Raw genomic sequence first — 22,972 nt, 5'->3', positions numbered from 1 at the left:
GATGGCTTCGGGCACCGAGGCGCAGGGCGGGCTGGAATCCGTCACGGCGACCGGCCGGGTCGACTCACTGACCGGTATCCGGGCCGTGGCAGCACTTCTCGTGGTGCTGACGCACGCCGCCTACACCACCGGTCGCTACGGGCAGGGCTACGTCGGGCTCATGTTCTCCCGCATGGAGATCGGGGTGCCGATCTTCTTCGTGCTGTCCGGCTTCCTGCTGTTCAGCCCCTGGGTGACCGCGTGCGCCAGCGGTTCTCCCGCGCCCTCGGTGAAACGCTATGCGTGGCACCGGGTCCGGCGCATCATGCCGGCCTATGTGGTCACCGTCCTGGCGGCATATCTCGTCTACCACTTCCGTACGGCGGGTCCGAATCCCGGTCACACCTGGGAAGGGCTGGTGCGCAACCTGACGCTGACCCAGATCTACACCGACAACTATCTGTATTCCTTTCTGCACCAGGGTCTTACGCAGATGTGGAGCCTCGCCGTCGAAGCGGCCTTCTATGTGGCGTTACCGCTGATGGCCTACCTCCTGCTGGTCGTGCTGTGTCGCCGGCGCTGGCGGCCGTGGCTGCTGCTCGCCGGTCTGGTTGCGCTGGCGGCGCTGTCCCCGGCCTGGCTCACGTTGGTGCACAAGACGTCTTTTCTGCCCGACGGCGCCCGGCTGTGGTTGCCGGGTTATCTGTCATGGTTCGTCGGCGGCATGGTGCTCGCGGTACTGGCGGCAATGCGTGTTCGCGCGTACGCGCTGGCCTGCCTGCCCGTTGTGGTGATCTGCTACTTCATCGTGTCCACGCCGATCGGGGGAGAGCCGACGACGTCTCCGGCTCTGCTGTGGGAAGCGTTGGCCAAGAGCGCCTTCTACGCTGTGATCGCGACGTTGGTCGTGGCTCCGCTGGCGCTGGGTAACACCGGTCTGTACGCGAAGCTCATGGCGAGTAGACCGATGGTGTTCCTGGGTGAGATCTCCTACGAGATCTTCCTGATCCACCTCGTGACGATGGAACTGGTGATGGTCGAGGTGCTGCGGTACCCGATCTACAACGGTTCGGTGTGGCTGCTGTTCTTCGGCACGATGCTGGTGACCGTGCCGCTGGCGTGGCTACTGCACCGGTTCACCCGGGTGTGACCGCAACGATCTGCGGGACGACGAATTCGGCGAGCATGGCGGCCTCGTCGGCGTCGTCGCGACCGGGGAACATCAGCAGCGAGGTCAGGATCCGCACCAACCAGCGGGCCCGCTGTTCGACGTGGTCGGCGGCGCCGGCCTGCAGGCTCACGACGAACATCTCGGTCAGGGCGGCGATCACCGGTGACTGCTCGGCCATCTCACCGCCGATGGGTCGCGTTGACGCGGTGAACCAGGAGGCCAGCGCGGGGTTCTCGCGCACCATGCGCAGACATCCGAGCATGCCCTGCACGAGCCGCTCTCGCGGATCCTCGATCGGGACGAGCCGGTCGGTCAGCTCCCGGTAGAGCCGGTGGGTCTCCCGGTGGACGTAGGCGGTGTGCAGCGCGTCGCGGTTCTCGAAGTAGCGGTACAGCGTGGCTCTCGAACAGCCCGCCGCCGCGGCTATGTCGTTCATGCCGACGGTCGCGGCGGGCTTCTCGGCGAACAAGCCACCGGCTGCGTCCAGAATGCGTTCGGCGGCGACTTCGGTGCGGTGCGCGGCGAGCCAGTCCCTGCCGCTCACCGGGTCACCGTGATCGGCACCGTCAGCGGTCTGCGCACGTAACTGCCGCCGGCCCAGACGATTCCGGCTTCGTCGACGTCGAAGTCGGGAATGCGGGCCAGGAGTTCGGACAGTGCGACTCGGGACTGCATCCGTGCCGCGGCCGAGCCCAGGCAGAAGTGGGCGCCGTGGCTGAACGTGAGGATGTTGCGGGGGTTGCGGGTGACGTCGAGTTCGCCTGCGTCATCGCCGTATTCGCGCTCGTCGCGGTTGGCCGAACCGTAGAGGAACAGCACCTTGCGGCCGGCGGGGATCGTGCGGTCGCCGATCGTGACGTCGCGGGTCGTGGTGCGGGCCAGTCCCTGCACCGGGGAGGTGAGCCGCAGGAATTCGTCGACGGCGCCGGGGATGAGGCCGGGGTCGTCGACGAGGAGCCGGCGCTGATCGGGGCGTTGGTGCAGCAGCTGCACCGAGCCGCCGAGCATGCCGGTGGTGGTGTCGTTGCCGCCGGTGACCATCGTGAAGGTGAACGCGAGAACCGAGAGCACACCGGCGATGTCCCCGTCGGCGCCGACACCGGCGGCCACGAGATGGGAGACGGTGTCGTCACCGGGGTCGACGCGGCGGCGCTCGATCAGTGCGGTGAAGTAGGTCATCATCTCGCCGAGTGCGTCTCCGAGGGTGTCTAGCGCGCCGCCGATCCCACCGTCGGTGGTGTTGGCGGCGACGATCGCTTCGGTCCATCCGTCGAACTTGCCGCGGTCGGCCTCGGGCACGCCGAGGTAGTGCGCGACCACCATCGACGGTAGGGGTTTGAACAGTTCGCCGACGATGTCGCCGCCGCCGCGCGAACGCAACCCCTCGATGCGTTCGACGACGAACTGGCGCACCGTCGGCTCGATCGCCTCGACCTGGCGTGGTGTGAAACCCCGGGACACGAGCTTGCGGAACTCGGTGTGCGTCGGCGGATCCTGCATGACCATCGGCGGATTGTCGGCCAGGCCGATCATCTCGAGCTCGCCGTAGTTGACGGTCAGGCCCTGGGCGGAGGAGAACGTCTGGTGGTCGCGCGCCGCAGACCAGATGTCGGCGTGCCGGGACAGCACGTAGTAGTCGTGGTCGGGCCGGTCGGCAGGCACGACGTGGTGGACGTGGTCGCGGTCGCGTAGCGCGCGGTACATCGGCCACGGGTCCGGCCAGGTAGATGCGGTCGGTAGGCGAAACGCCACTGGGGAACCGTGAGACAAAACAGCCGACATGTCTCATGCATACGACATAAGCAGGCCGGTGTCAACGCACAACGCGTCAAACGACCGCTTGCTCGATGCTGCACGCGACATTGCGTGCAGGGTCGTTGCGGCAACCCTGGAGGCAATCTCGGCTACAGCATCCGGTACAGGTGCGGGTCAGAGCGCCGAGTCGCTCACTGATGCAGGTTCCACTGCCCGACGTCGCGCGCCATCACGTCGTTGACGTCCACCCGCATCCCGCCGACCAGCGGGCCCGGGTTCGACGCGGTGTCGACGATGCGCTGGTACAGCACGGCCTGCGGATGAATCTTGTTTCCCGACCACGCTTTGGTCTGCCACGCCCACCGGTAACCGGGCACGCTGGACGCGCCGACCACACCGTCGGCGATTGCCCACTGGCACGCGTCAATGCCGCCGTAGATGCCCGTGCGCTGCACGCCGATCACCGAGTTGATCCCCCGAAACCACGGCAGCGCCAAGGTGTTCCAGGTGTCGCGGCTGATGTCCTCGTCGATGGTGAAGAAGATCGGTGCGCTGCGCCCACCGCCGGCGGCGGTGTGCAGACCCCAGCCGGTGCGCGCGTCGGCGACACCGCCGGCGAACCCGCGGGTGAAGTCGGACGGCGCTGTGCCGCCGGGCTTTCCGTATTGATAGTTGCTGACGATGACGAGGCCCTGGGCGTTCAGCGAGCGCGCGTACGGCAGCGTGATCGGCTTGGCGCCGAAGTTCGACCCGGGCCGCGACAGCGACACGTAGTTGACGACGCCGGAATGGCCGGCGGCGCGGATGGCCTCCGCCGGAATCTGCGCGGCCGCGAAATCGATCAGCGTGGGAGCGGCCGCCGATGCTGTGGGCGCTCCGGCGCCGAGAGCGGCAGCGCCGAGACCAGCGACGCCCGCGCCTGCGGCAGCGGCGAAGCGCAACGCGTCACGGCGGGATACCGCCCGGGTGCGCCGGGCGTCGGGCAGATCGGACACGGCGTGATGTTAACCGTGTGACTCCTGATCACGGTGGTGCCACGCGGGACGGGAGGGACTCAGCCCCTATTCAGCCTCCGACCGGGACCGGGGCGGTGTCAGCATCCCGGGCCGGCGGCGCCGGCGGCAGGAAGTGGTTGTCCCCGCGCGGGTAGACCACCTGCGGCCACCAGAACCACCGACCGAGCAGGGTCGCGATGGACGGCATCAGGAACGACCGCACCACCAGGGTGTCGACCAGAAGGCCGATCGCGATCGTCGACCCCATCTGGGCCAGCACCGTGAGACTGCTGCCCAGCATCGCCGCCATCGTCGCGGCGAACACCAGGCCTGCCGACGTGACGACACCGCCCGTGCCGGCCATCGACCGGATGATGCCGGTCTTGAGCCCGGCGTGGATCTCCTCGCGGAAACGGTGTACCAGCAGCAGGTTGTAGTCCGCGCCGACGGCCAGCAGGATGATGACCGACATCAGCATGACCAGCCAATGGATCTGGATGCCTAACAGGTCCTGCCAGATCAGCACGGAGATGCCGAACGACGCGGCAATCGAACTGGCCGCGGTGCCGACGATCGTCGCCGCCGCCACCACGCTGCGGGTCAGGATCAGCATGATCATGAAGATCAGCGTGAGCGCTGAGACCACGGCGATCAGCAGGTCGTACTTCGCGCCGTCGGCCATGTCCTTGTAGGTGGCCGCGGTTCCGCCGATGAGGATCTTGGCGTTCGACAGTGAGGTCATCTTGATCGCGTTCTGCGCGGCCTCCCGCTCGGCGTCGACGCGCGAAATGCCCTCCACCGTCGCGGGATCGCTCTGGTGGGTGACGAACATGCGCGCCGATTTCCCGTCGGGGGACATGAACATCTTCAGTCCGCGCTCGAAGTCGGGATTGCTGAACGCTTCTGGCGGCAGGAAGAACAGATCGTCGTTCTTGGCGGTGTCGAACGCCGCGCCCATGGCCAGTGCAGTGTCATTCATCGCACCCATCTGATCGAGCAGCGTCTTCTGGGAGTTGTACGACGCCCACGTCAGAGCCAGCGTCTGCTTCATCGTCGCGATGGTCTGGGGGAGCAGGGCGGTCAGTTGCGGAGCCAGGTCGGCGAGCTGATCGGTGTTGCCCTGCACCGCACCTTGGGCGTCGGTCAGCTCGTTGATACCGTCGAGCGAATCGAACAGCGACCTGATCGCCGCGCACATCGGGATGTCGTAGCAGTGCGGTTCCCAGTAGAAGTAGTTGCGCAGCGGCCGGAACTGGTCGTCGAAGTTGGCGATGTTGTCGCGGACCTGCTCGGTGATCTGCAACAGCTCCTTGGACTTCTGCGCCGAATCCTGCGTCAGCTGAGTCTGTTTGAGCGAGAGCTGATACTGCTTCTCCATGATGTCGATGTTCGCCTGGGTGGCCTCGGCCATCTTCTTCATGTCGTCGAGCTGAGCGCGCTGGAACGGCAGGTTCTGATTCTGTACCTGGCCGGACACGCTGGTCTGGAACGGAATCGAGCTGTGCTGGATGGGGATTCCCAGCGGACGGGTGATGCTCTGCACCATCGCGATGCCGCGCGCCTGCATCACGTTGCGGCCGATCGCGTTCAGCACCAACATGTCCCCGGGATTGCGCATGTCGTGGTCGGCTTCGACCATGATGATGTCCGGGTTCATCCGCGCCGGGGTGAAATGCCGGTCGGCGGCGGCGTATCCGATGTTGACAGGTGCGCTGTCGGGCAGGTAGTAGCGGTCGTTGTAGGCAGGCTTGTAGCCGGGGATCGCGACCAGCCCGATGAGCACGATGAATGCGCTCGCCACCAGGATCGGCCCCGGCCAGCGCACGACCGCAGTGCCCACGCGGCGCCAGAACCTGCTGCGCGCATCACGTTTCGACTCGAACAGGCCGATCTTGCTGCCGAGGAACAGAACGGCAGGCCCGAGTGTGACCGCGGAGGCGACGACGACGACCATGCCGATCGCCACCGGCTCTCCCATGGTCGAGAAGTAGGGCAGCCGCGCGAAGGACAGGCAGTAGGTGGCACCGGCGATCGTCAACCCGGAACCGATGATCACCGGGGTCACCGAGCGGAACGTGGTGTGGTACGCGGTTTCTCGGTCTTCACCCGCGCTGCGCGCTTCGCGATAGCGGCCGAAGATGAAGATGCCGTAGTCGGTGGCCGCGGCGATCGCGAGCATCGTGAGGATGTTGCCCGCGAAGGTCGTCAACCCGAAGGCGCCGTTGTCGGCAAGCACCGAGACCACGCCGCGGGCGGTCAGCAGCCCGATCGCGGTGAGGAAGAGCTGCACCAGCGTCGTCACGAACGACCGGTACACCACAAGCAGCATGAAGAAGATCGCGAGCAGGGTGTAGGCGGTGATCTGACCGAGGCTGGCGTTGCCGATGACGTGCATGTCGTCGGTCAGTGCCGCAGGGCCGGCGACATAGGCCTTTACCCCCGGGGGTGCGGGGGTGTTCGCGATCGCCTCCCTCACGTGCTCGACACCGGTGTTGGACAACGTCTGGCCCTGCTCGCCGGCCAGGTTGAGCATCACGTAGGCGGCTTTGCCGTCCGAGCTCTGCGCGCCGGCCGCGGTCAGCGTGTCGCCCCAGAAGTCCTGGATGTGCTGAATGTGTTCCGGATCGTCGCGCAGCTTCGTGATGATCTCGTCGTAGTACTTGTGCGCGTCCGGTCCGAGCGGCTCTTGGCCCTCGACGATCACCATGACGGTGCTGTTGGAGTCGAACTCCGTGAAGTTCGCTCCCATCTCCTTCATGGCCTGCACCGACGGCGCGTCGTTGGGCGTCATCGGAGCGGAGTGTTCTTCGCCGACGACCTCGAGTTGCGGGGCGACGACGTTCACCACCACGGCAATGGCGATCCACGCCAGGATGACCGGGACGGACAGGATCCGCAGAAGGTGGGCCACGGGGTGGCCCTTGGCGTGCTTTTCCGGGCGGTGCGCGAAGCGCTTTGTGTGGGTGCTCATGCGGACTTCACCAGGCAGTAGGTCTGGGCGTCGACGCCGTCGGCCTGACGTTCGTCGCGAACGGTGCCGTTGACCGTGACGCGGCAGCCGATCGAGTCGGCGTCAGCACGGGCCATCAGGTTCGCGCTGACCGTCGGCAGCGTCGTCGACAGCGAGACGGTCCAGGGCAACGGCGCGGTCAGCGTGTGCACGTTGGCGTCGGGATCGAAGTAGCTGATCTCGGCGGTCGAGCCGGGTGCACCCCACACCTCGTAGACCATGACCTTCGGGTTGAACTGCACGATCTCGATGCCCGCCCCCGCATTCGCGTTGAGATCGGTGGACGCGAACTGGCGGTGCAGCCGCGAGACGACCAAGGCCGACACGGACAGCACCACGATCAGCACGAGCGGAATCCACACCTTCTTCAGTCCTCTCCGGACGACCCTCATGCCAGTCCCCGTTCATCGGTTGCGGCGCCCAGAGTGTCGTCGGCAGTGGTCGCCAGCGACTGCAGCACGGGCAACGCGACGCGGGCGGCCAAGGCCAGCGCATCGCGCTCGTCGTCGCCGAGTGTGTCGAGCAGCGTGCCGAGCCGTTCGCGGCGTGCGGCCGCCCGCTGTTCCATCAGCGCGAGCCCGTCGTCGGTGACACCGATCAGCGCGGCGCGGCCGTCGCCGGGATCGGCGACCTTGGCCACCAGCCCGCGGCGTTCGAGGCGCTGGATCAGCTGTGTCATCGACGGTTGGCTGACGCCTTCCTTGGCGGCGAGCGTGGTCAGCCGAGTGGGACCTTCACGGTGCAGCCGGTTCATCACGAAGCCGGCGGACGCGGTCATATCGGCACGGTCAGTGAGGTGGCGGACGAGAAGGTCGGCGGCATGGTCGACGAGAGAACCGATGCTGTCGACTGCGGCGGGAGCGGCGCGGTCAGGCACCGGCTATATATATCACTGCCGTTATGTAGTCGCGAGCCGTGGGCTGCCCAGCGGGATCTAATTTTCGTTGACGGTGATATCTACATAGCGGGTGTGATGTAACTGCAGTTATGCAACCTGCGTCAGAAGGCGGCTCCGGGGTTGAGGATGCCGTCGGGATCGAGCGCGGACTTGATCCGCCGATTGAGTTCCATCACCTCAGGCCCGAGCTGACCCGCCAGCCACGGTCGCTTGAGTCGCCCCACCCCGTGCTCACCGGTGATCGTGCCGCCCAGCGAGACGGCGAGGTCCATGATCTCGCCGAACGCCTGCTGCGCACGCTGCTCCATCGCCGCGTCGGCGGGATCGAAGACGATCAGCGGGTGGGTGTTGCCGTCGCCGGCGTGGGCGATCACCGAGATCATCAGGTCGTGATTGGCGGCGATCTTCTCCACGCCGCCGACCAGATCGGCCAGGGCGGGCAGCGGCACGCCGACATCTTCGAGCAGCAGCGACCCCCGGGCCTCGACCGCGGGGATCGCGTACCGCCGGGCGGCGACGAAGGCTTCGCCCTCCTCGGGGTCGGAGGTCGAGAACACTTCTGTGGCACCGTGTTCGGTGAACACCTCGGCCATGTACTCGGCATCGCGCGCACCCGCGGGTCCGCGGTCGTCGCTGGCGGCGACCATCATGGCGGCAGCGTTGCGGTCCAGACCCATCCGGAGTTTGTCCTCGACGGCGTTGATCGCCACGGCGTCCATGAACTCGAGCATGGACGGCCGGATCTTGCCGGTGATCGTGACGACGGCGCGCGCGGCCGCCTCGACCGAATCGAAGGACGCCACCACCGTGCAGGCACCGTGCTGTGCCGGCAGCAGCTTCAGCGTCACCTCGGTGACCACTCCTAGGGTGCCCTCGCTGCCCACGAAGAGCTTCGTCAACGACAGTCCCGCAACGTCTTTCAAGCGGGGCCCGCCGAGACGCACGGCGGTGCCGTCGGCGAGCACCACCTGCATGCCGAGGACGTAGTCGGTGGTGACCCCGTACTTGATGCAGCACAGGCCGCCCGCGTTGGTGGCGATGTTGCCGCCGATGCTGCAGATCTCGAAGGACGACGGGTCGGGGGGATACCACAGTCCGTGCTCGGCGACGGCCTTCTTCACCTCGGCGTTGAGCAGGCCGGGTTGGACGACGGCCGTGCGCGTGACCGGGTCGACCGAGATGTCGCGCATCTTCTCGGTCGACAGCACGATGCCGCCGTCGAGAGCTGTTGCGCCGCCGGACAATCCGGTACCCATACCGCGCGGGACGACGGCGATCCGGTGGGAACTCGCCCAGCGCATCACCGTCTGCACCTCGTCGGTACGTCGCGGCCGCACCACGGCCATCGGTGTTCCTGCGCTCGGATCGGCGGCGCGGTCCTGCCGATACGACGCCACGACGTCGGGATCGGTGACAACGGTGCCCTCGGGCAGCGCGGCGGTCAGTTCGTCGAGCACATCGGAAGCCACACGATCGATGCTACGAGCTTTGTGCGGCCTGCGGCCCGCGATCGAGCTCGCGCAACGGCCGAAGGAACACCGTGGCCACCCCGAGCGCCAACATCGGCAGCGACAACGCCAGGAACGTCGCGTGCAGTCCAGCCGAATCGGCCAGCGGCCCGGCCACGATCAGACCGAGCGGGCCTGCCGCGTAGGCCAGCGATCCCATCACGCCCACCACACGGCCGCGAAGATGTGGCGGAGCCTGGGTCTGCATGACGTAGTTGTAAATCGGTGCGATCGGGCCGTAGACGAAACCCACGACCGCGCACAGCACGAGGATCAGCGGCAGCGGCGGCAGGAACGCGATGATCGTCATCGCCACCCCGAGCGTCAGCACCGCGGTCATCATCACGGTGCGGCGCCGGGTGACGCGGGACAGCACCGCATAGCCCAGGGCTCCGATGAGCCCGCCGATGCTGAGCGCCATCAAAACCCAACCCAGCTGCGCGGGCTCGTTGCGGTCGGTGAAGTACTTCGGGAACAGCACGCTTTCCATCGGCATGTAGAGCCCCGTCGCGGTGAGGTCGACGAACGCCAACGTGCGCAGCACCCGGTGGTGCCACACGAATCGCAAGCCCTCGACGATGCCGGCCCACACGCCGCCGGCGCGCGCCGACGGCTCCGGTGTCCCCGCGCCTTCGAGGCGCAGCACCGCGATCGCGACGATCGACAACACGAAGGCGCCCGCGGTCACCCACATCGTGTTGATCCCGCCCAGGGTGGCGATCAGCAGACCGCCGATTCCTGGCCCGACGATGTAGGCCAGGTTGAACACCGCCTCGTAGAACGAGTTGGCGTGATCGAGAGTCCAGCCGGCGCGCTGTGCTGCCTCGGGCAGCATGGTCTCGCGCGCCGTCATGCCGGCCGGGTCGAAAAGCGCTCCGAGAGCTGACAATCCGGCCAACACCGCGACGTTGATCGCGTGCGCGCCGAAGAGCAGGGCGATCACCGGGACCGCCGCCACCGACAGTGCGGACAGCGCGTCGGAGATCATCGACACGCGTCGGCGGCCGAGGAAGTCGACGGCGGCGCCGGCGATCAGCGTCGCGGCCAGCAGCGGCAGTGTCCCGGCCATGGCGACCACCGAGGCGTCCAGCGCCGACCCGGTGCGCTGCAGCACCAGCCAGGGGAAGGCGACCATCGAGATGCCGTTCCCGGCGCCCGCCATCAACGCGGCGAACAGGATCAGCAGCAGGGGCCTGCGCCGGCTCATCGCCGCAGGTTAGCAAGCCTGTGGTCGGCTACCACGTCGCCGCGACGTTGGCGGCGATCTGCCGGGCGATCGTGGCTGCGGTGTCGGCCGGATTCGCACTGCAGGTGTTGACGTCGACGATCACGTTGTTGGCCTGGGCCAGCGCCCGTCCGCAGCCCCAACCCGGGGCCGCGGCCTCGTTGAGGGTCGACACCGTGCTCAGGACGTGGTCGGCGGCTGTGATCTCGCCGACCGTCCACTGCGTTCCGCTCTGTGTGTGCGTGTACTGGTGGCAGGCCGGCCACTGCTGAACTGAGGCGTCGAAGAACGCGGTGGCCTTCTCGAGGTACGGGAACAGCACCACGGCCTGTTTGGAGTAGTGCTTGAACGCATCGCCGTCGTTGAGGCTCTGGTCCCGTTCGGCGGTGAAACCGCTGGCCGAATAGACGGCCGCCTCGGCGGCACCGTCGAGGGCGAGGCATTCCGGGGGTGCCATGATCGCGCTGTTGTCGGACATCGCCGACTGCGATTCGGTCACGGTCATCGGCGGTGACCCCATGGCCTGCGCCACCTGTTCAGGGGTCAGCAGCAGCTTGGGGAGTTCCCGCTCGGTCAGCGGACGCGGGATCATCGTTCTGGTGGGTACGGGGGATTCAGCGTTGCTGACGGTCGCACCGCACCCCGTCACCACAACGCACAGACCGATGACGGCAGCTTTCGCTCGTCGCATGATTCTCCCCACCTCGCTCGGGTTCCCAGGCGATCCATGGTGAGCCGTTCCGCCGGTCACGCGGGTGAGGTACACGGTGTTTCGTGGTAACGATGAACCGTGCTTTCTGGTAACGAACTGGTCGACCGGTGAGTTTGCCTCACCCTCGCATCGGCGGCTGGTTCTCCTCGCCGGTACGCCCGGGGTCGGGATGGCCGGGAGACCCGGCGACGACGCGCACGCCGGTGGCCGGCTCACCGGCGGAAGTGGCTGCGCTCGCGTCTGCCGCCGCGACGGTGGAGCAGCTGGACGCCGAGGTGTCGGTGTGCCGGGCGTGCCAGCGTCTGGTCGCGTGGCGCGAAGAGGTGGCGGTGGTCAAGCGGAAGTCGTACGCCGACGAACCGTACTGGGGGAGGCCCGCACCCGGTTTCGGCTCACCGCGGCCGGCCATCTTGATCGTCGGCCTCGCCCCTGCTGCCAACGGCGCCAACCGCACAGGCCGGGTCTTCACCGGTGACCGGTCGGGTGACTTCCTGTTCGGGTCGCTGCACCGCGCCGGTCTGGCCAATCAGCCGGACGCCGTCGACAGCGGAGACGGACTGTCGCTCAACGATGTTCGCGTAGCGGCTGCGGTGCGGTGCGCCCCGCCGGGCAACAAGCCCACGCCGGTCGAGCGCAGCGTGTGCGCGCCGTGGCTGGACGCCGAGTGGCGCCTGGTCGGCCCGCACGTCCGGGTGATCGTCGCGCTCGGTGGCTTCGCATGGCAGGCTGCGCTGGCCATGATCCGTCGCGCGGGTGGCGTCGTCGGCACGCCTGCCCCCACCTTCGGCCACGGTGTGACGGCGCAGCTGGACACCCCGCAGGGTGAGGTCGTGCTGATGGGCTGCTATCACCCCAGCCAGCAGAACACCTTCACCGGCCGGCTGATCCCGGCCATGATGGACGACATTTTCACCCGCGCCCGCGCGATTTCGGCGTGATTGCCGTCGCTGACCGACGATCATCACACCGAAATCGCACAAAGGGAACGTCCCGCGGCGCTGATGCGTTGCACGTTCAATGCGTCTCTCTGTCCTCGACCTCGTTCCCGTGCGCTCCGACCAGACGACCTCGGATGCGCTGGCCGCGACGACGCGCCTGGCCCAGACCGCCGACCGGCTCGGTTACACCCGGTACTGGGTGGCCGAGCACCACAACATGCCGTCGGTCGCGGCCACCAGCCCGCCGGTCCTGCTCGCCCACCTGGCGGCCCACACCTCGGCGCTGCGACTGGGCTCGGGCGGGGTGATGCTGCCCAACCACGCCCCGCTGGCGGTGGCCGAGCAGTTCGCGCTGCTCGAAGCCGCTCATCCCGGCCGCATCGATCTGGGTATCGGCCGCGCGCCCGGGTCCGACCCGGTCACCTCGATGGCGCTGCGGGGCGCGGCCGGCCGCGACGACCGCGACATCGAGGCGTTCCCCGAATACCTCGACGACGTCGTCGCACTGATGGGACGCAAGGGCGTGCGCGTCGCGCTGCCCCGCGACCTGATGCGGGACAACTACATCCTCAAGGCGACGCCGGCCGCCGCGTCCGAACCGAGGTTGTGGCTGCTCGGCTCGTCGATGTACTCGGCGCATCTGGCGGCAGCCAAGGGCCTGCCGTATGTGTTCGCACACCACTTCTCCGGACAGGGCACGGCGGAGGCTCTGCAGACCTACCGCGACGAGTTCCGGCCCAGCGAGCTGACCCCCGAGCCCGTCACGTTCCTCACCGTCAACGCAGTGGTCGCCGAAACCCGCGACGAGGCACTGCGTTTGGTGCTGCCGAATCTGCAGATGATGGCGCGGCTGCGCACGGGAGCGCCGATGGCGGCCGTCGACCTGGTCGAGGATGCCGAAGCGTTGGACATGGGTCCGAGGGCCCAATCGGTCATCGACCACGGCCTGCGCCAGGCTGTGGTGGGCAGCCCGTCGGAAGCGGCCGAGCAGGTCCGCGAGCTGGCGGCCGAATTCGACGTCGACGAGGTGATGATCCACCCGGTCGCCTCCGCCCACCGCGGTGTGGTCCCGGCGACCTCCCCGGCGCGCGAAGCCACGCTGGAACTGCTGGCCAAAGAGCTGTTCTAAGCCTTCGGGGTGAGCCGGACGAGCGGGATCTTACGGCTCGTGCGGCGCTGATAGCCGTTGTATCGGTTGCTGTTGTCGCGGTTGACGAGTTCCCACAGCCGCGGGTAGTCGGGATCGTCGGCGAGCACCGGCGTCGCCGTGACCGCCACTCTGCGCGGCCCGATGTTGATCTCGATGTCCGGATTCGCCTTGAGGTTGTGATACCAGCCGGGTGCGCGTGGATCACCGCCTTTGGAGGCGACGACGTAGTAGTGCCCGCCGTCGGGGAAGTACGACAGCGTGTTGGTGCGCTGTGCGCCGGTTTTGGCGCCCACGGTGTGCAGAAGCAGGCTCGGCGGCACACCGGGCAACGGAATGCGATGGCCAACGCGACCATTCGTGCGCTTGTAGAGGGAATCGTGCAGCATCAGTAACCGGACACCGACGTTCTGCTCGACCCACTGGGCGATGTTCATCTGCTCAATCCAACTCGGCCGTGTCGATCTGCGCCAGTGCCTCGCGCAGCAGCCGTCCCGTCTGCTCCCGGTCGGCGTCCCGGCGCACCAGCATGCCCTTGGCGAACGACAGTTTGTCGCCGTCGCGGCGCGGCACCACATGCAGGTGGATGTGGAACACCGTCTGGAAGGCGGCCTTGCCGTCGTTGATCGCGATGTTGTTGCCGTCGGCGTGCAGGCCCGAGGCCCGCGCCGCCTTGGCGATGCGCTGGCCCAGCCGCATCATCGAGGCCACGGTGGCGGGCGGGGTGTCGGTCAGGTCGACGGTGTGGCGCTTGGGGATCACCAGCGTGTGACCGCGGGTGAACGGGCGGATGTCGAGAATCGCGAGGTGGTCGTCGTCGTCGTGGATCGTGATGGCCGGGGCCTCGCCCGCGACGATGGCGCAGAAAACGCAGGACATCTACGTCACGGTAGCCGCATCTCAGGTGGCGTTATTCGCCGCCCATTCACCCAGCCGGCGCTCGCGCTCCTCGGCGGAGACGTCCTCGACGCGCGTCATCACGGTCCACCGCACTCCGAACGGATCCCGTAGGGAGGCGAACCGGTCGCCGGTGGCGAAATCCTGGGGTTCCTCGCGTATCGTCGCGCCGGCCTGCCGGGCCCGCTCGACCACGTCGTCGACATCGGCGCAGTAGAGCGCCACCGAGTGGGTTGCGACGTCGTCGTCGGTGGACGGTGCTGTGATGCCGTACGCGTCGGCGGGGTCGCCGAGTTGCAGCCGGCCGCTACCGAAGTCGAGCTCGGCATGCGCGATCGTCCCGTCGGGTCCGTCCATCTTCTCGACCAGGGCTGCGCCGAAGACGGTGCCGTAGAACTCGATCGCTGCTGCTGCTCCGTCGACGCACAGGAACGGAGTCAGGGAGGTGTATCCGGGTGGGATGGGGGATGTGGACATGCGCCTCAGTTTCGTAGCCTCGACAGGGTGGGGGCTTGGAAAAAGGCGACAGTGGATGAGCCGATGCGCGGCATCGTGGGCCGGCCCGCGAGCTCGTCGGCGTTCGACCTGCAGCGACGGGCGCCGAGCCCGGCGACGGCTCGGTTCGTCGAACACTTCTGGTCGGTCACGTGGGACCTCCGCGACCAGCCGTCGTTCGACAGCACCGTCCTGACGTTCCCGTCGATGCACCTCACCCGCGAGTGGGGCACCGACCGGCAGCGCCACGGGATGGTGCTACCGAACACGCTCGTGCACGGGGTCGTCGAGCAGGTGTTCCGCACGACGCTGCGTGGACGCGGCGCGGTCGTCGGCGCCCGGTTCGTACCCGGCGGATTCGTCGCACGCTTCGGCGGTGACGCAGCCTCGCTGACAGGCCGGGTCGTCGTCGCCACCTCCGACATCATCGGCGACACAGTGGATTTCGACGACGACGTAGATACGGCGACCGCGCAGCTCGACCGGTTGATCAGCTACTGCCCGACAGTTGATCCGGTTCTGTCGCCCCTGACGCAGTTGCTGGACCGCATGCGTGACGATCCGGAACTGCAGCGCGTCGAACAGGTGATGGCGTACTCGCCGTGGAGCGTGCGGACCACGCAGCGGGTGTTCCGCCGTTACGTCGGTGTGCCGGTGAAGTGGGTGCTGTGCCGGTTCCGGTTGCAGAACGCCGCGTGGGAGATCGAGACCAACGGTGACGTCGACTTCGCCGACCTGGCGGTCCGATTGGGGTGGTACGACCAGGCGCACTTCGGCAACGACTTCCGCGCGATGCTCGGCACCACCCCCGGCGAGTATGCGGCGCAGTACGGTTCGCTCACTCGGTGATCTGGCGCCACGCCGCCAGTTTCACCGCGAACGGTGCGGTGTGGGCAGGACTGGTCGACGGAAGCAATACGGTGCGCACCGGATGCGGCGTGCGGACGAGACGCTGGTAGTTCTTCGCCGCGGCTGCGCCGTTGAAGTACACGCGCTCGATGCCCGGATGTGCGGTGAAGAACGCGTCGAAGTCGTTCGCAACCATGCTGGCCGGCTCGACTGCCGCATCGAGGCTGCCGGGGCGGCGGCACGCGGCCAGCACATCCCAGACGGCCACCCCGGCGTCGGTGAGCCGGCGGACACGCTCGTTATAAGGTGCCGCGGCATCGAATCCGAACAGTGTGGCCATGATTGGCCAGAAGGCGTTGCGCGGATGGGCGTAGTACCGGTGCTGGTTCAGCGACACGACCCCGGGCATGTTGCCGAGGATCACGATGTCGGCGCGATCGCCGATGAGCGGTGCGAAGCTGTGCACGAGCGGAGACGCCATGCTCCCTGTGTAGCGCACGGTAGGTTGAGCCCGTGGCCGATGACGTCGATGTGGAGGCATCCGGGCTGCTCGACGGGCTCGAGGGCGATGCGCGTGCCGAGCGCGCCGAGCTGATCCCGTGGCTGTTGGAGCGTGGGGTGAGTCTCGAGCAGATCCGCGCGAGCTCGTCGCCGTTGCTGCTCGCCTCGCGGCGGGTCATCGGCGACGACGGTGTCTACGTATCGGCGCGGGAAGCGGCCGAGAAGTACGACGTCGATCTGGCGCTGTTCGAGCGGATCCAGCGGGCGATGGGCTTGCCGCGCATCGAGGATCCGGATGCGGCGGTGCTGCTGCGCGCCGACGCGGAGGCGGCCAAGTTCACCCGCGACTTCCTGGCCGCGGGCATCGATCCCGATGAGCTGGTGCAGATCACACGGCTGCTCGGGGACGGGATCGCCCGGGCGGCCGAGGCGATGCGCTATGCCGCGCTGGCGGCCGTGTTGCGGCCGGCCGCAACGGAAGTGGAGATCGCAAAGGCGTCGGAGAAGCTCGTCGCCGGATTGGCGCCACTGCTGGGGCCGATGGTCCAGGACGTACTACTGCTGCAGTTGCGGCATGCGATCGAAACGCAGGCGGTGAATGCGACCGAACGTGCAGAGGGGCAACATCTCCCGGGTGCGCGAGAGGTGACGATCGCGTTCGCGGATCTGGTCGGGTTCACCAGACTCGGTGAGGCTCTGCCGCCGGAGGATCTCGAGCGATTGGCGCAGCGACTGGCAGACATGACACGTGAGGTCGCGGTCGCGCCGGTCCGCTTCATCAAGACCATCGGTGACGAGGTGATGCTCGTCAGTCCTGAACCGGTGCCGCTGCTGGAGGCGGTGCTTCGCCTCGTCGACGCGACCGATGACGACGAGGATTTCCCGCGGCTGCGCGTCGGGCTGGCCACCGGGATGGCCGTGAGTCGTGAAGGGGACTGGTTCGGGAGCTCGGTGAATCTCGCTGCCCGCGTGACCGGCGCAGCCCGGCCGGGTTCGGTGTTGGTTGCCGAGAGCGCTCGCGAGGCGATCGGCGACGACGAGAAGTTCACGTGGTCCTTTGCGGGGGCGAGGCGCCTCAAAGGCATCAAGTCAGACGTCAAGCTCTTCCGCGCGCGCCGGGCCGACCCGGACGGGGAGTGAACGCGGCGATGATCGACCAGGGCGGCCCCGGACAGAGCGTCCTTCGCGAGTGTCGAAATAGACAATTCGACTCGCTGCCGGGACGCCATTGGGGATAGGAGCGGGGCCCATCAGTGCACACCCGCTCAAAGGCGGGTGGTGGCTTAAGAGAGCGGTCCCCCAGGTTCGAAGAGGGGCTGAAGGGCCCGGACGACGGCCACCGTGGCGGCCACGTAGTACGTGATGCCGAAGCCGATTCCAAGGACCGCGGACAGGCGGCCTGTACGCCCGTTGTTCTTGATTCGGAAGAGCGCGACGAACCCCGACACCAGCGAGACCGTAGCAAGCGCGAACAGGGCCCACCCGCCGATCGACCACCACACGGCGCAGCCGAGGACAGCTGTCACCAGCGATACCACCGCCACGGGATCGAGCCCAGGCTGCGGGGGTGCCGGAATCGCCCCCTGCGAGATTGGCATGGCTGGAAGTCTGCCCTTTCCGATGCATTGCCTCAACCTGTCAAGCAGCCTGAACGGCTCGGGGGTTCCGCCACGGTGGCCCTGCTTTCCCGCCCGGCCTCGACACCTGGCAGCGCGGGACCACACGGACAGCCGCCACCCGAGAGCGCCACCTCCTGCCCGAAGACGACCAGGGGCCGTGATCAGCGCGCTGGAGTGAACCCTCGCAGCCGCAGGCTGTTGGTCACCACGAACACCGAGCTGAAAGCCATTGCCGCCCCGGCGATCATCGGATTCAGCAGGCCGGCCGCCGCGAGCGGCAGGGCCGCGACGTTGTAGGCGAACGCCCAGAACAGGTTGCCCTTGATGATGCTCAGAGTGCGGCGGGACAGGCGAATCGCGTCCGGCACAGCCCGCAGGTCGTCGCGCACGAGGGTCAGATCGCTCGCCTCGATCGCGACGTCTGTGCCGCTGCCCATCGCGAGGCCGAGATCAGCCTGCGCCAGCGCAGCCGCGTCGTTGACGCCGTCGCCCACCATCGCAACGACCTTGCCCTCGCGCTGCAGCCGGACCACGGTGTCGACCTTCTCCTGTGGCAGGACACCGGCGATCACCTGCTCGATGCCGATCGAACCTGCCACGGCGCGGGCAACAGCTTCGTTGTCGCCGGTCACCATGATCGGCGTCAGGCCGAGCTCCTTCAGCAGCGAAACTGCCTCAGCAGAAGTGTCTTTCACGGTGTCGGCGACAGTCACCACGCCACGCGCCCGGCCGTCCCAGCCCACCATGACCGCGGTGTGGCCCTCGGTCTCCGCCTGGCGGACCCCAGCGCGAACATCGGCGGCAACCTCGAAGCCATGCTCGTCGAACAGTCGGGGCCGGCCGAGCAGCACGCTCCGACCGTCGACGGCGCCCCGCACGCCGAGGCCGCGCAGATTCTCGAAGGCCGCCACCGAGGGCAGGTCTGGAAGCTTGTCACGGGCGCCCGCGGTGATCGCGCGTGCAATCGGATGCTCCGACGCTGCCTCGACGGCCCCGGCGATCCGCAGCACCTCGTCCGGCTGCTCGTCGTCCGCTGCGACGACGCCCGTCATCGTCATGGTCCCCGTCGTCACGGTCCCGGTCTTGTCGACGATCACGGTGTCCACCCGCCGCGTCGACTCCAGCACCTCCGGGCCCTTGATCAGGATGCCCAGCTGCGCACCGCGTCCGGTCCCCACCATCAGCGCCGTCGGCGTCGCCAGGCCCAGCGCGCACGGGCACGCGATGATCAGGACCGACACCGCGGCAGTGAACGCGGCGGTTGCCGACGCTCCGACGATCAGCCAGAAGGCCAGTGTCGCAACGGCCAATCCGATCACGACGGGTACGAAGATCGCCGAGATGCGGTCGGCCAACCGTTGCGCGGACGCCTTGCCGTTCTGCGCGTTCTCCACCAGGCGGGCCATCTGCGCCAGCTGCGTGTCGGCGCCCACCCGCCGCGCCCGCACCACCAGCAGCCCGTCGACGTTGACCGTCGCTCCGACCACGTCGTCACCGGGGTGAACGTCGACCGGGACCGATTCGCCGGTCAGCATCGACGCGTCGACCGCGGAATCGCCCTCCAGCACAACACCGTCCGCGGCGATCTTCTCCCCGGGCCGCACCACGAACTCGTCGCCTGCCCTCAGGTGCTCGATCGGGATGCGCTGTTCGGCACCATTCCTGCGCACCGACACGTCTTTGGCGCCCATGTCCAGCAGAGCGCGCAGTGCCGCACCCGCCTGGCGTTTGGCCCTCGCTTCGAGGTAGCGCCCCGCGACCAGGAAGGTGGTCACACCTGCCGCGGCTTCGAGGTAGATGTTGCCGGTGCCGTCGGTGCGCCCGACCGTCAGCTCGAACGGATGAGTCATTCCCGGCATGCCTGCGTGACCCCAGAACAGCGCGTAGATCGACCACCCGAATGCCGACAGTGTGCCGATCGAGATCAGCGTGTCCATCGTCGCGGCGCGGTGCCGGAGGTTCGTCCACGCTGCGACGTGGAACGGCCAGCCGCCCCAGACCACCACGGGCGCCGCCAGCGTCAGCGACAGCCACTGCCAGTAGGTGAACTGCCAGGCCGGCACCATCGCCAGTGCGATCACCGGCACCGACAGCACCACGCAGATCAGCAGGCGGCGGCGCAGCGCGGCCGCGCTATCCTCCGTCTCCGGTCCGGTGGGCGTCTGCTGGGGGAGCGATGCGTGGTAACCCGCGGCTTCCACCGCTGCGAGGAGCTGGTCGGTGGTGACGTGTCCGCCGTACTCGACGCGCGCCTTCTCGGTCGCGAAGTTCACCGTCGCGGCGACGCCGTCGAGCTTGTTCAGCTTCTTCTCCACGCGCGCAGCGCACGACGCACAGGTCATGCCGTCGATCGACAGCTCCAGCGACGTCATGGTCGGCACGGGATCAGCTCGCCAGCTGGTAGCCGGCCTCTTCGACGGCGGCGCGCACGGCGTCGGGGTCGACGGGCCCGGTGCTGGCGATGGTGACCGTGGCGCCGGCGAGGTCGATGCTGACCGCGTCCACGCCGGGCAGCTGTGACAGTTCAGCACGCACAGAGGAGGCGCAGCCGGCGCACGTCATACCCTCGACCGAGATCGTGGTGGTAGTCATGGGATTCCTCTCCGGGGCGGTGTGACACACCCACCCGCCATGTGTACCATACCCCCCTAGGGTATTAAAAGCTACAGACGGGAGCGACAACGGTGTCCACTTTCACGACAGCAATCGCGGCTACGGGAACCGCCCTGGTGGTGGTACTGAGCGGCTGTAGCAATTCGGCCCAGGACAGTGCAGGCACCACCAGCAGCGCGGCGGGGCATGGTGACGGTCATGACCACGGATCGATGTCGCAGAGCGCCGATCCGGCCGCCGGCCACAACGACGCCGACGTGTCGTTCGCCGCAGGTATGGTGCCCCACCACGAGCAGGCGATCGTGATGAGCGACATCATTTTGGGCAAGCAGGGCATCGATCCTCGCGTCGTCGAGCTCGCGAACCAGATCAAGGCTGCCCAGGGTCCCGAGATCGCGACGATGAAGCAGTGGCTCACCTCCTGGAATGCCGCGCCGGTCAATCACGAGGGCCACGACATGTCCAGCATGGGCATGATGAGCGACCAGCAGCTCGACCAGCTGCGGCAGGCGCAGGGCGTGGATGCGGCGCGCCAGTTCCTCACCGGCATGATCGCTCACCACGAAGGGGCGGTGAGAATGGCGCAGACCGAGCTGGATGCCGGTGAGGCGGCAGACGCCAAGCAGCTGGCGCAGACCATCATCGACACACAGCAGCGCGAGATCGCCACGATGAAGCAGATTCTCGGATCTCTCTAGATGCGGGTGCTGGTGCAGCGGGTCACCTCGGCGCGGGTCACCGTCGACGGGGACACCGTCGGCGAGATCCGGCCCGCCACGCAGGGATTGCTCGCACTGGTCGGCGTCACCCACGACGACGACGCGGCCACGGCCACCCGGATGGCCGAAAAGCTCTGGCGGCTGAGGATTCTCGACGACGAGAAAGCCGCAGCCGACATCGGTGCGCCGATCCTGGTGGTCAGTCAGTTCACGCTGTACGGCAACACCACCAAGGGGCGCCGGCCGACGTGGAATGCGGCGGCACCCGGTGCAGTCGCCGAGCCGCTGGTCGACGAGTTCTGCGCTACGTTGCGGACGCTGGGCGCGTCGGTACAGACCGGTGCGTTCGGCGCCGACATGGCCGTCGAACTCGTCAACGACGGCCCGGTGACAGTGATGCTGGAGCTCTGACGCTCTACTGCGCAGTGGTGATCTGCACGCCTTCGGACGGCTGCACGATCACGAATCCGTTGCCGTGGAACGACACCTGCACCGCTTCGCCCGAGCCTCGGCCGATCAGTGAGCCGGCTTTGAAGCTCGTCTTGAGCTGCGTCTGCAGGTTGGCCGACCAGGCGACGACGGCGTTGGTGTCGGCGAACGTGGGCGCTTCTGCCGCGTTGAGTACCACCGGCGGTCCGTCGGTGGTCAGGGCGACCCACCCGGTGCCGCGCAGCGTCGTGTTGAACAGGCCGCCGGTGGCGATGCTGCCGCCCTTGACGCGTTCGATGTTCCAGTCGAGGCTCGAGGAGAACGCCAGCACGTTCTTGCCGCTGATCGACAGGCCCGAGTTCGTCAGGTTCAGCAGGTGGACGTCGTAGGCGCGCTCGGCGAGGAACACGTCGCCCTGCCCGGCGCAGCGCATCAGGGGCAGACCTTCACCGGTCAGCGCCTTCTTGATGAACCTGGAGGCGCCGCCGCCCTCGAAGGAGAAGTCGACGTTGCCCTGGTAGGCGACCATCGCGCCCTGGCGTGCCATGAACGGTTCGCCCAGACGGACCCGCAGCAGCTTGGCGTTCTGGTTGCCGATCGCCTTGGCTTCCTTCTCGCTGAACCGTCCGTCGACGAGATCGCCGCTGATGCCGGCGAATCCGCCGTCTCCGAGGGGCTGCGCCTGCGCCTGCGCCTGGGCCTGCGCCTGCGGCGGTTGCTGCGCCACCGGCGGTGGGCCGACCGGCTGCTGGCCCAGCGGCGCACGCATCACCTGACCGCCGGCCGACACCTGGTCTGTCCACTGCTGCCCGTCGTGCCATCGGTAGTCGTAGCGACCCTCCGGGTCGGGCTGCCACGTGCCGTGTCCGGGTGCGCTCATGGGCCTCACCCTAGTGCCGTTCGCCGATGGTGAACCCCGTTCCCTCGACGGTGCAACGGTGTAATCATGTAATCATGAGACACCATCCACATAAGAGAGCCGGCCGCTCCGGCGGTTGGCAGCAGGCCGATCAACCCGATGCCCGCGACGCCGCCGACTGGTTCGCCGGTCGGCTGCCCGAGGAGTGGTTCGCCGGTGACCCGGAGGTCATCGTCGACCGCGAAGAGATCACCGTCATCGGAGCACTTCCCGACGCCGACGGCGACGAACCCGAGAGCGAAGCCCGCGCGTCCGGGCGGGCCGCCCGATTCCGCGAGCAGACCCGCGCCGAACGCATGCACATCGCCGACGAAGCCGAAGCGCGCTACGCACGCAAGGTCTCGTGGGGTGTGACGGTCGGTGGCGAACGAATCCTGTTCACCCACATGGCGGTTCCGGTGATGACCCGGTTACGGCAGGCGGAACGTCAGGTGCTCGACACCCTCGTCGACGCCGGGGTGGCGCGGTCGCGCTCCGACGCGTTGGCGTGGTCGGTGCGTCTGGTCGGCGAGCACGCCGACGAGTGGCTAGGCAAGCTGCGCGACGCGATGCGTGAGGTCGACGACCTGCGCGCGCAAGGCCCGCAGGTCTGA

At 67.8% G+C, this 22,972-nt stretch carries 25 protein-coding genes; 8 read left to right on the top strand and 17 right to left on the bottom strand.

Annotation, left to right across the window (positions count from 1 at the left end):
- Window position 1: 1 nt before the first annotated feature.
- The gene (locus ACZY1G_RS05555; RefSeq protein ID WP_463815833.1) at window positions 2-1,129 is read left to right on the top strand and encodes an acyltransferase family protein; all 1,128 of its coding nucleotides are present in this window, start codon (window positions 2-4) and stop codon (window positions 1,127-1,129) included.
- On the opposite strand, the gene ACZY1G_RS05550 is transcribed toward ACZY1G_RS05555, so the two are convergent.
- The 9 genes from ACZY1G_RS05550 to ACZY1G_RS05510 all read right to left on the bottom strand — a co-directional run bounded on the left by ACZY1G_RS05550 (window position 1,116) and on the right by ACZY1G_RS05510 (window position 11,232).
- The gene (locus ACZY1G_RS05550) at window positions 1,116-1,694 is read right to left on the bottom strand and encodes a TetR/AcrR family transcriptional regulator (RefSeq protein ID WP_463815615.1); all 579 of its coding nucleotides are present in this window, start codon (window positions 1,692-1,694) and stop codon (window positions 1,116-1,118) included. The genes ACZY1G_RS05555 and ACZY1G_RS05550 overlap by 14 nt on opposite strands.
- On the bottom strand, window positions 1,691-2,932 hold the full coding sequence (locus tag ACZY1G_RS05545) for a cytochrome P450 (protein WP_463815616.1): 1,242 nt from the start codon (window positions 2,930-2,932) through the stop codon (window positions 1,691-1,693). The genes ACZY1G_RS05550 and ACZY1G_RS05545 overlap by 4 nt, the downstream gene beginning before the upstream one ends.
- A 164-nt stretch (window positions 2,933-3,096) precedes the next feature.
- On the bottom strand, window positions 3,097-3,900 hold the full coding sequence (locus ACZY1G_RS05540; RefSeq protein ID WP_463821839.1) for a DUF1906 domain-containing protein: 804 nt from the start codon (window positions 3,898-3,900) through the stop codon (window positions 3,097-3,099).
- A gap of 70 nt (window positions 3,901-3,970) precedes the next feature.
- The gene (locus ACZY1G_RS05535; protein WP_463821838.1) at window positions 3,971-6,871 is read right to left on the bottom strand and encodes an MMPL/RND family transporter; all 2,901 of its coding nucleotides are present in this window, start codon (window positions 6,869-6,871) and stop codon (window positions 3,971-3,973) included.
- Window positions 6,868-7,302, bottom strand: a complete 435-nt coding sequence (locus ACZY1G_RS05530) for an MmpS family transport accessory protein (RefSeq protein ID WP_463815620.1) — start codon at window positions 7,300-7,302, stop codon at window positions 6,868-6,870. The genes ACZY1G_RS05535 and ACZY1G_RS05530 overlap by 4 nt, the downstream gene beginning before the upstream one ends.
- A complete protein-coding gene (locus ACZY1G_RS05525; protein WP_463821837.1) occupies window positions 7,299-7,787 on the bottom strand; it encodes a MarR family winged helix-turn-helix transcriptional regulator in 489 nt (162 codons plus the stop codon). The genes ACZY1G_RS05530 and ACZY1G_RS05525 overlap by 4 nt, the downstream gene beginning before the upstream one ends.
- A gap of 122 nt (window positions 7,788-7,909) precedes the next feature.
- On the bottom strand, window positions 7,910-9,277 hold the full coding sequence (locus ACZY1G_RS05520; RefSeq protein ID WP_463815622.1) for an FAD-binding oxidoreductase: 1,368 nt from the start codon (window positions 9,275-9,277) through the stop codon (window positions 7,910-7,912).
- Between the two features lie 10 nt (window positions 9,278-9,287).
- A complete protein-coding gene (gene tap, locus ACZY1G_RS05515) occupies window positions 9,288-10,523 on the bottom strand; it encodes a multidrug efflux MFS transporter Tap (protein WP_463815624.1) in 1,236 nt (411 codons plus the stop codon).
- Window positions 10,524-10,551: 28 nt separating this feature from the next.
- Complete coding sequence (locus ACZY1G_RS05510; RefSeq protein WP_463815625.1) at window positions 10,552-11,232, bottom strand: sensor domain-containing protein; 681 nt, start codon at window positions 11,230-11,232, stop codon at window positions 10,552-10,554.
- A gap of 128 nt (window positions 11,233-11,360) precedes the next feature.
- Here ACZY1G_RS05510 and ACZY1G_RS05505 point away from each other — a divergent pair, with 128 nt between their 5' ends.
- Together ACZY1G_RS05505 and ACZY1G_RS05500 are read left to right on the top strand one after the other, a co-directional pair.
- Window positions 11,361-12,191, top strand: a complete 831-nt coding sequence (locus ACZY1G_RS05505; protein WP_463821836.1) for a uracil-DNA glycosylase — start codon at window positions 11,361-11,363, stop codon at window positions 12,189-12,191.
- Window positions 12,192-12,270: 79 nt separating this feature from the next.
- Window positions 12,271-13,320, top strand: coding sequence for an LLM class flavin-dependent oxidoreductase (locus ACZY1G_RS05500; RefSeq protein ID WP_463815628.1), 1,050 nt, complete (start codon window positions 12,271-12,273; stop codon window positions 13,318-13,320).
- Here ACZY1G_RS05500 and ACZY1G_RS05495 read toward each other — a convergent pair.
- Genes ACZY1G_RS05495 through ACZY1G_RS05485 form a run of 3 tightly spaced genes read right to left on the bottom strand, consistent with a single transcriptional unit; the run spans window position 13,317 to window position 14,712 of the window.
- Window positions 13,317-13,775 (bottom strand): nitroreductase family deazaflavin-dependent oxidoreductase, encoded by a 459-nt coding sequence (locus tag ACZY1G_RS05495; protein WP_463815629.1) that lies wholly within the window; start codon window positions 13,773-13,775, stop codon window positions 13,317-13,319. The two genes, ACZY1G_RS05500 and ACZY1G_RS05495, sit on opposite strands and share 4 nt — an antisense overlap.
- Window positions 13,776-13,779: 4 nt before the next feature.
- Window positions 13,780-14,217 carry an HIT family protein gene (locus tag ACZY1G_RS05490; RefSeq protein WP_463815630.1) on the bottom strand — a complete coding sequence of 146 codons (438 nt, stop codon included), beginning with the start codon at window positions 14,215-14,217 and terminating at the stop codon, window positions 13,780-13,782.
- A gap of 21 nt (window positions 14,218-14,238) precedes the next feature.
- Window positions 14,239-14,712 carry a VOC family protein gene (locus ACZY1G_RS05485; RefSeq protein ID WP_463815631.1) on the bottom strand — a complete coding sequence of 158 codons (474 nt, stop codon included), beginning with the start codon at window positions 14,710-14,712 and terminating at the stop codon, window positions 14,239-14,241.
- Window positions 14,713-14,775: 63 nt separating this feature from the next.
- On the opposite strand from ACZY1G_RS05485, the gene ACZY1G_RS05480 reads away from it, so the two are divergent.
- Window positions 14,776-15,579, top strand: a complete 804-nt coding sequence (locus tag ACZY1G_RS05480) for an AraC family transcriptional regulator (protein WP_463815834.1) — start codon at window positions 14,776-14,778, stop codon at window positions 15,577-15,579.
- Here the strand turns inward: ACZY1G_RS05480 and ACZY1G_RS05475 are convergent.
- Window positions 15,569-16,060, bottom strand: coding sequence for a DNA-deoxyinosine glycosylase (locus ACZY1G_RS05475; protein ID WP_463815632.1), 492 nt, complete (start codon window positions 16,058-16,060; stop codon window positions 15,569-15,571). The genes ACZY1G_RS05480 and ACZY1G_RS05475 overlap by 11 nt on opposite strands.
- Window positions 16,061-16,092: 32 nt before the next feature.
- On the opposite strand from ACZY1G_RS05475, the gene ACZY1G_RS05470 reads away from it, so the two are divergent.
- Window positions 16,093-17,220, top strand: a complete 1,128-nt coding sequence (locus ACZY1G_RS05470; RefSeq protein ID WP_463815633.1) for an adenylate cyclase regulatory domain-containing protein — start codon at window positions 16,093-16,095, stop codon at window positions 17,218-17,220.
- Between the two features lie 143 nt (window positions 17,221-17,363).
- Here ACZY1G_RS05470 and ACZY1G_RS05465 read toward each other — a convergent pair whose 3' ends face one another.
- The 3 genes from ACZY1G_RS05465 to ACZY1G_RS05455 all read right to left on the bottom strand — a co-directional run bounded on the left by ACZY1G_RS05465 (window position 17,364) and on the right by ACZY1G_RS05455 (window position 20,291).
- A complete protein-coding gene (locus tag ACZY1G_RS05465) occupies window positions 17,364-17,678 on the bottom strand; it encodes a hypothetical protein (protein ID WP_463821835.1) in 315 nt (104 codons plus the stop codon).
- Window positions 17,679-17,860: 182 nt separating this feature from the next.
- Window positions 17,861-20,071, bottom strand: a complete 2,211-nt coding sequence (locus ACZY1G_RS05460; protein WP_463822207.1) for a heavy metal translocating P-type ATPase — start codon at window positions 20,069-20,071, stop codon at window positions 17,861-17,863.
- A gap of 13 nt (window positions 20,072-20,084) precedes the next feature.
- Window positions 20,085-20,291, bottom strand: coding sequence for a heavy-metal-associated domain-containing protein (locus ACZY1G_RS05455; protein ID WP_463815635.1), 207 nt, complete (start codon window positions 20,289-20,291; stop codon window positions 20,085-20,087).
- Between the two features lie 92 nt (window positions 20,292-20,383).
- On the opposite strand from ACZY1G_RS05455, the gene ACZY1G_RS05450 reads away from it, so the two are divergent.
- A complete protein-coding gene (locus ACZY1G_RS05450; RefSeq protein WP_463821834.1) occupies window positions 20,384-21,010 on the top strand; it encodes a DUF305 domain-containing protein in 627 nt (208 codons plus the stop codon).
- Window positions 21,011-21,442: a D-aminoacyl-tRNA deacylase gene (gene dtd / locus ACZY1G_RS05445; RefSeq protein WP_463815638.1), complete on the top strand. Its 432-nt coding sequence runs from the start codon at window positions 21,011-21,013 to the stop codon at window positions 21,440-21,442.
- Between the two features lie 4 nt (window positions 21,443-21,446).
- On the opposite strand, the gene ACZY1G_RS05440 is transcribed toward dtd, so the two are convergent.
- On the bottom strand, window positions 21,447-22,340 hold the full coding sequence (locus tag ACZY1G_RS05440) for an AIM24 family protein (RefSeq protein ID WP_463815640.1): 894 nt from the start codon (window positions 22,338-22,340) through the stop codon (window positions 21,447-21,449).
- A gap of 71 nt (window positions 22,341-22,411) precedes the next feature.
- On the opposite strand from ACZY1G_RS05440, the gene ACZY1G_RS05435 reads away from it, so the two are divergent.
- Complete coding sequence (locus tag ACZY1G_RS05435; RefSeq protein ID WP_463822206.1) at window positions 22,412-22,972, top strand: hypothetical protein; 561 nt, start codon at window positions 22,412-22,414, stop codon at window positions 22,970-22,972.

Source organism: Mycobacterium sp. IDUB_5, assembly GCF_055419565.1.
The sequence above is the reverse complement of the archived record's forward strand: the minus strand, read 5'-3'. Positions and strand labels throughout refer to the sequence as shown.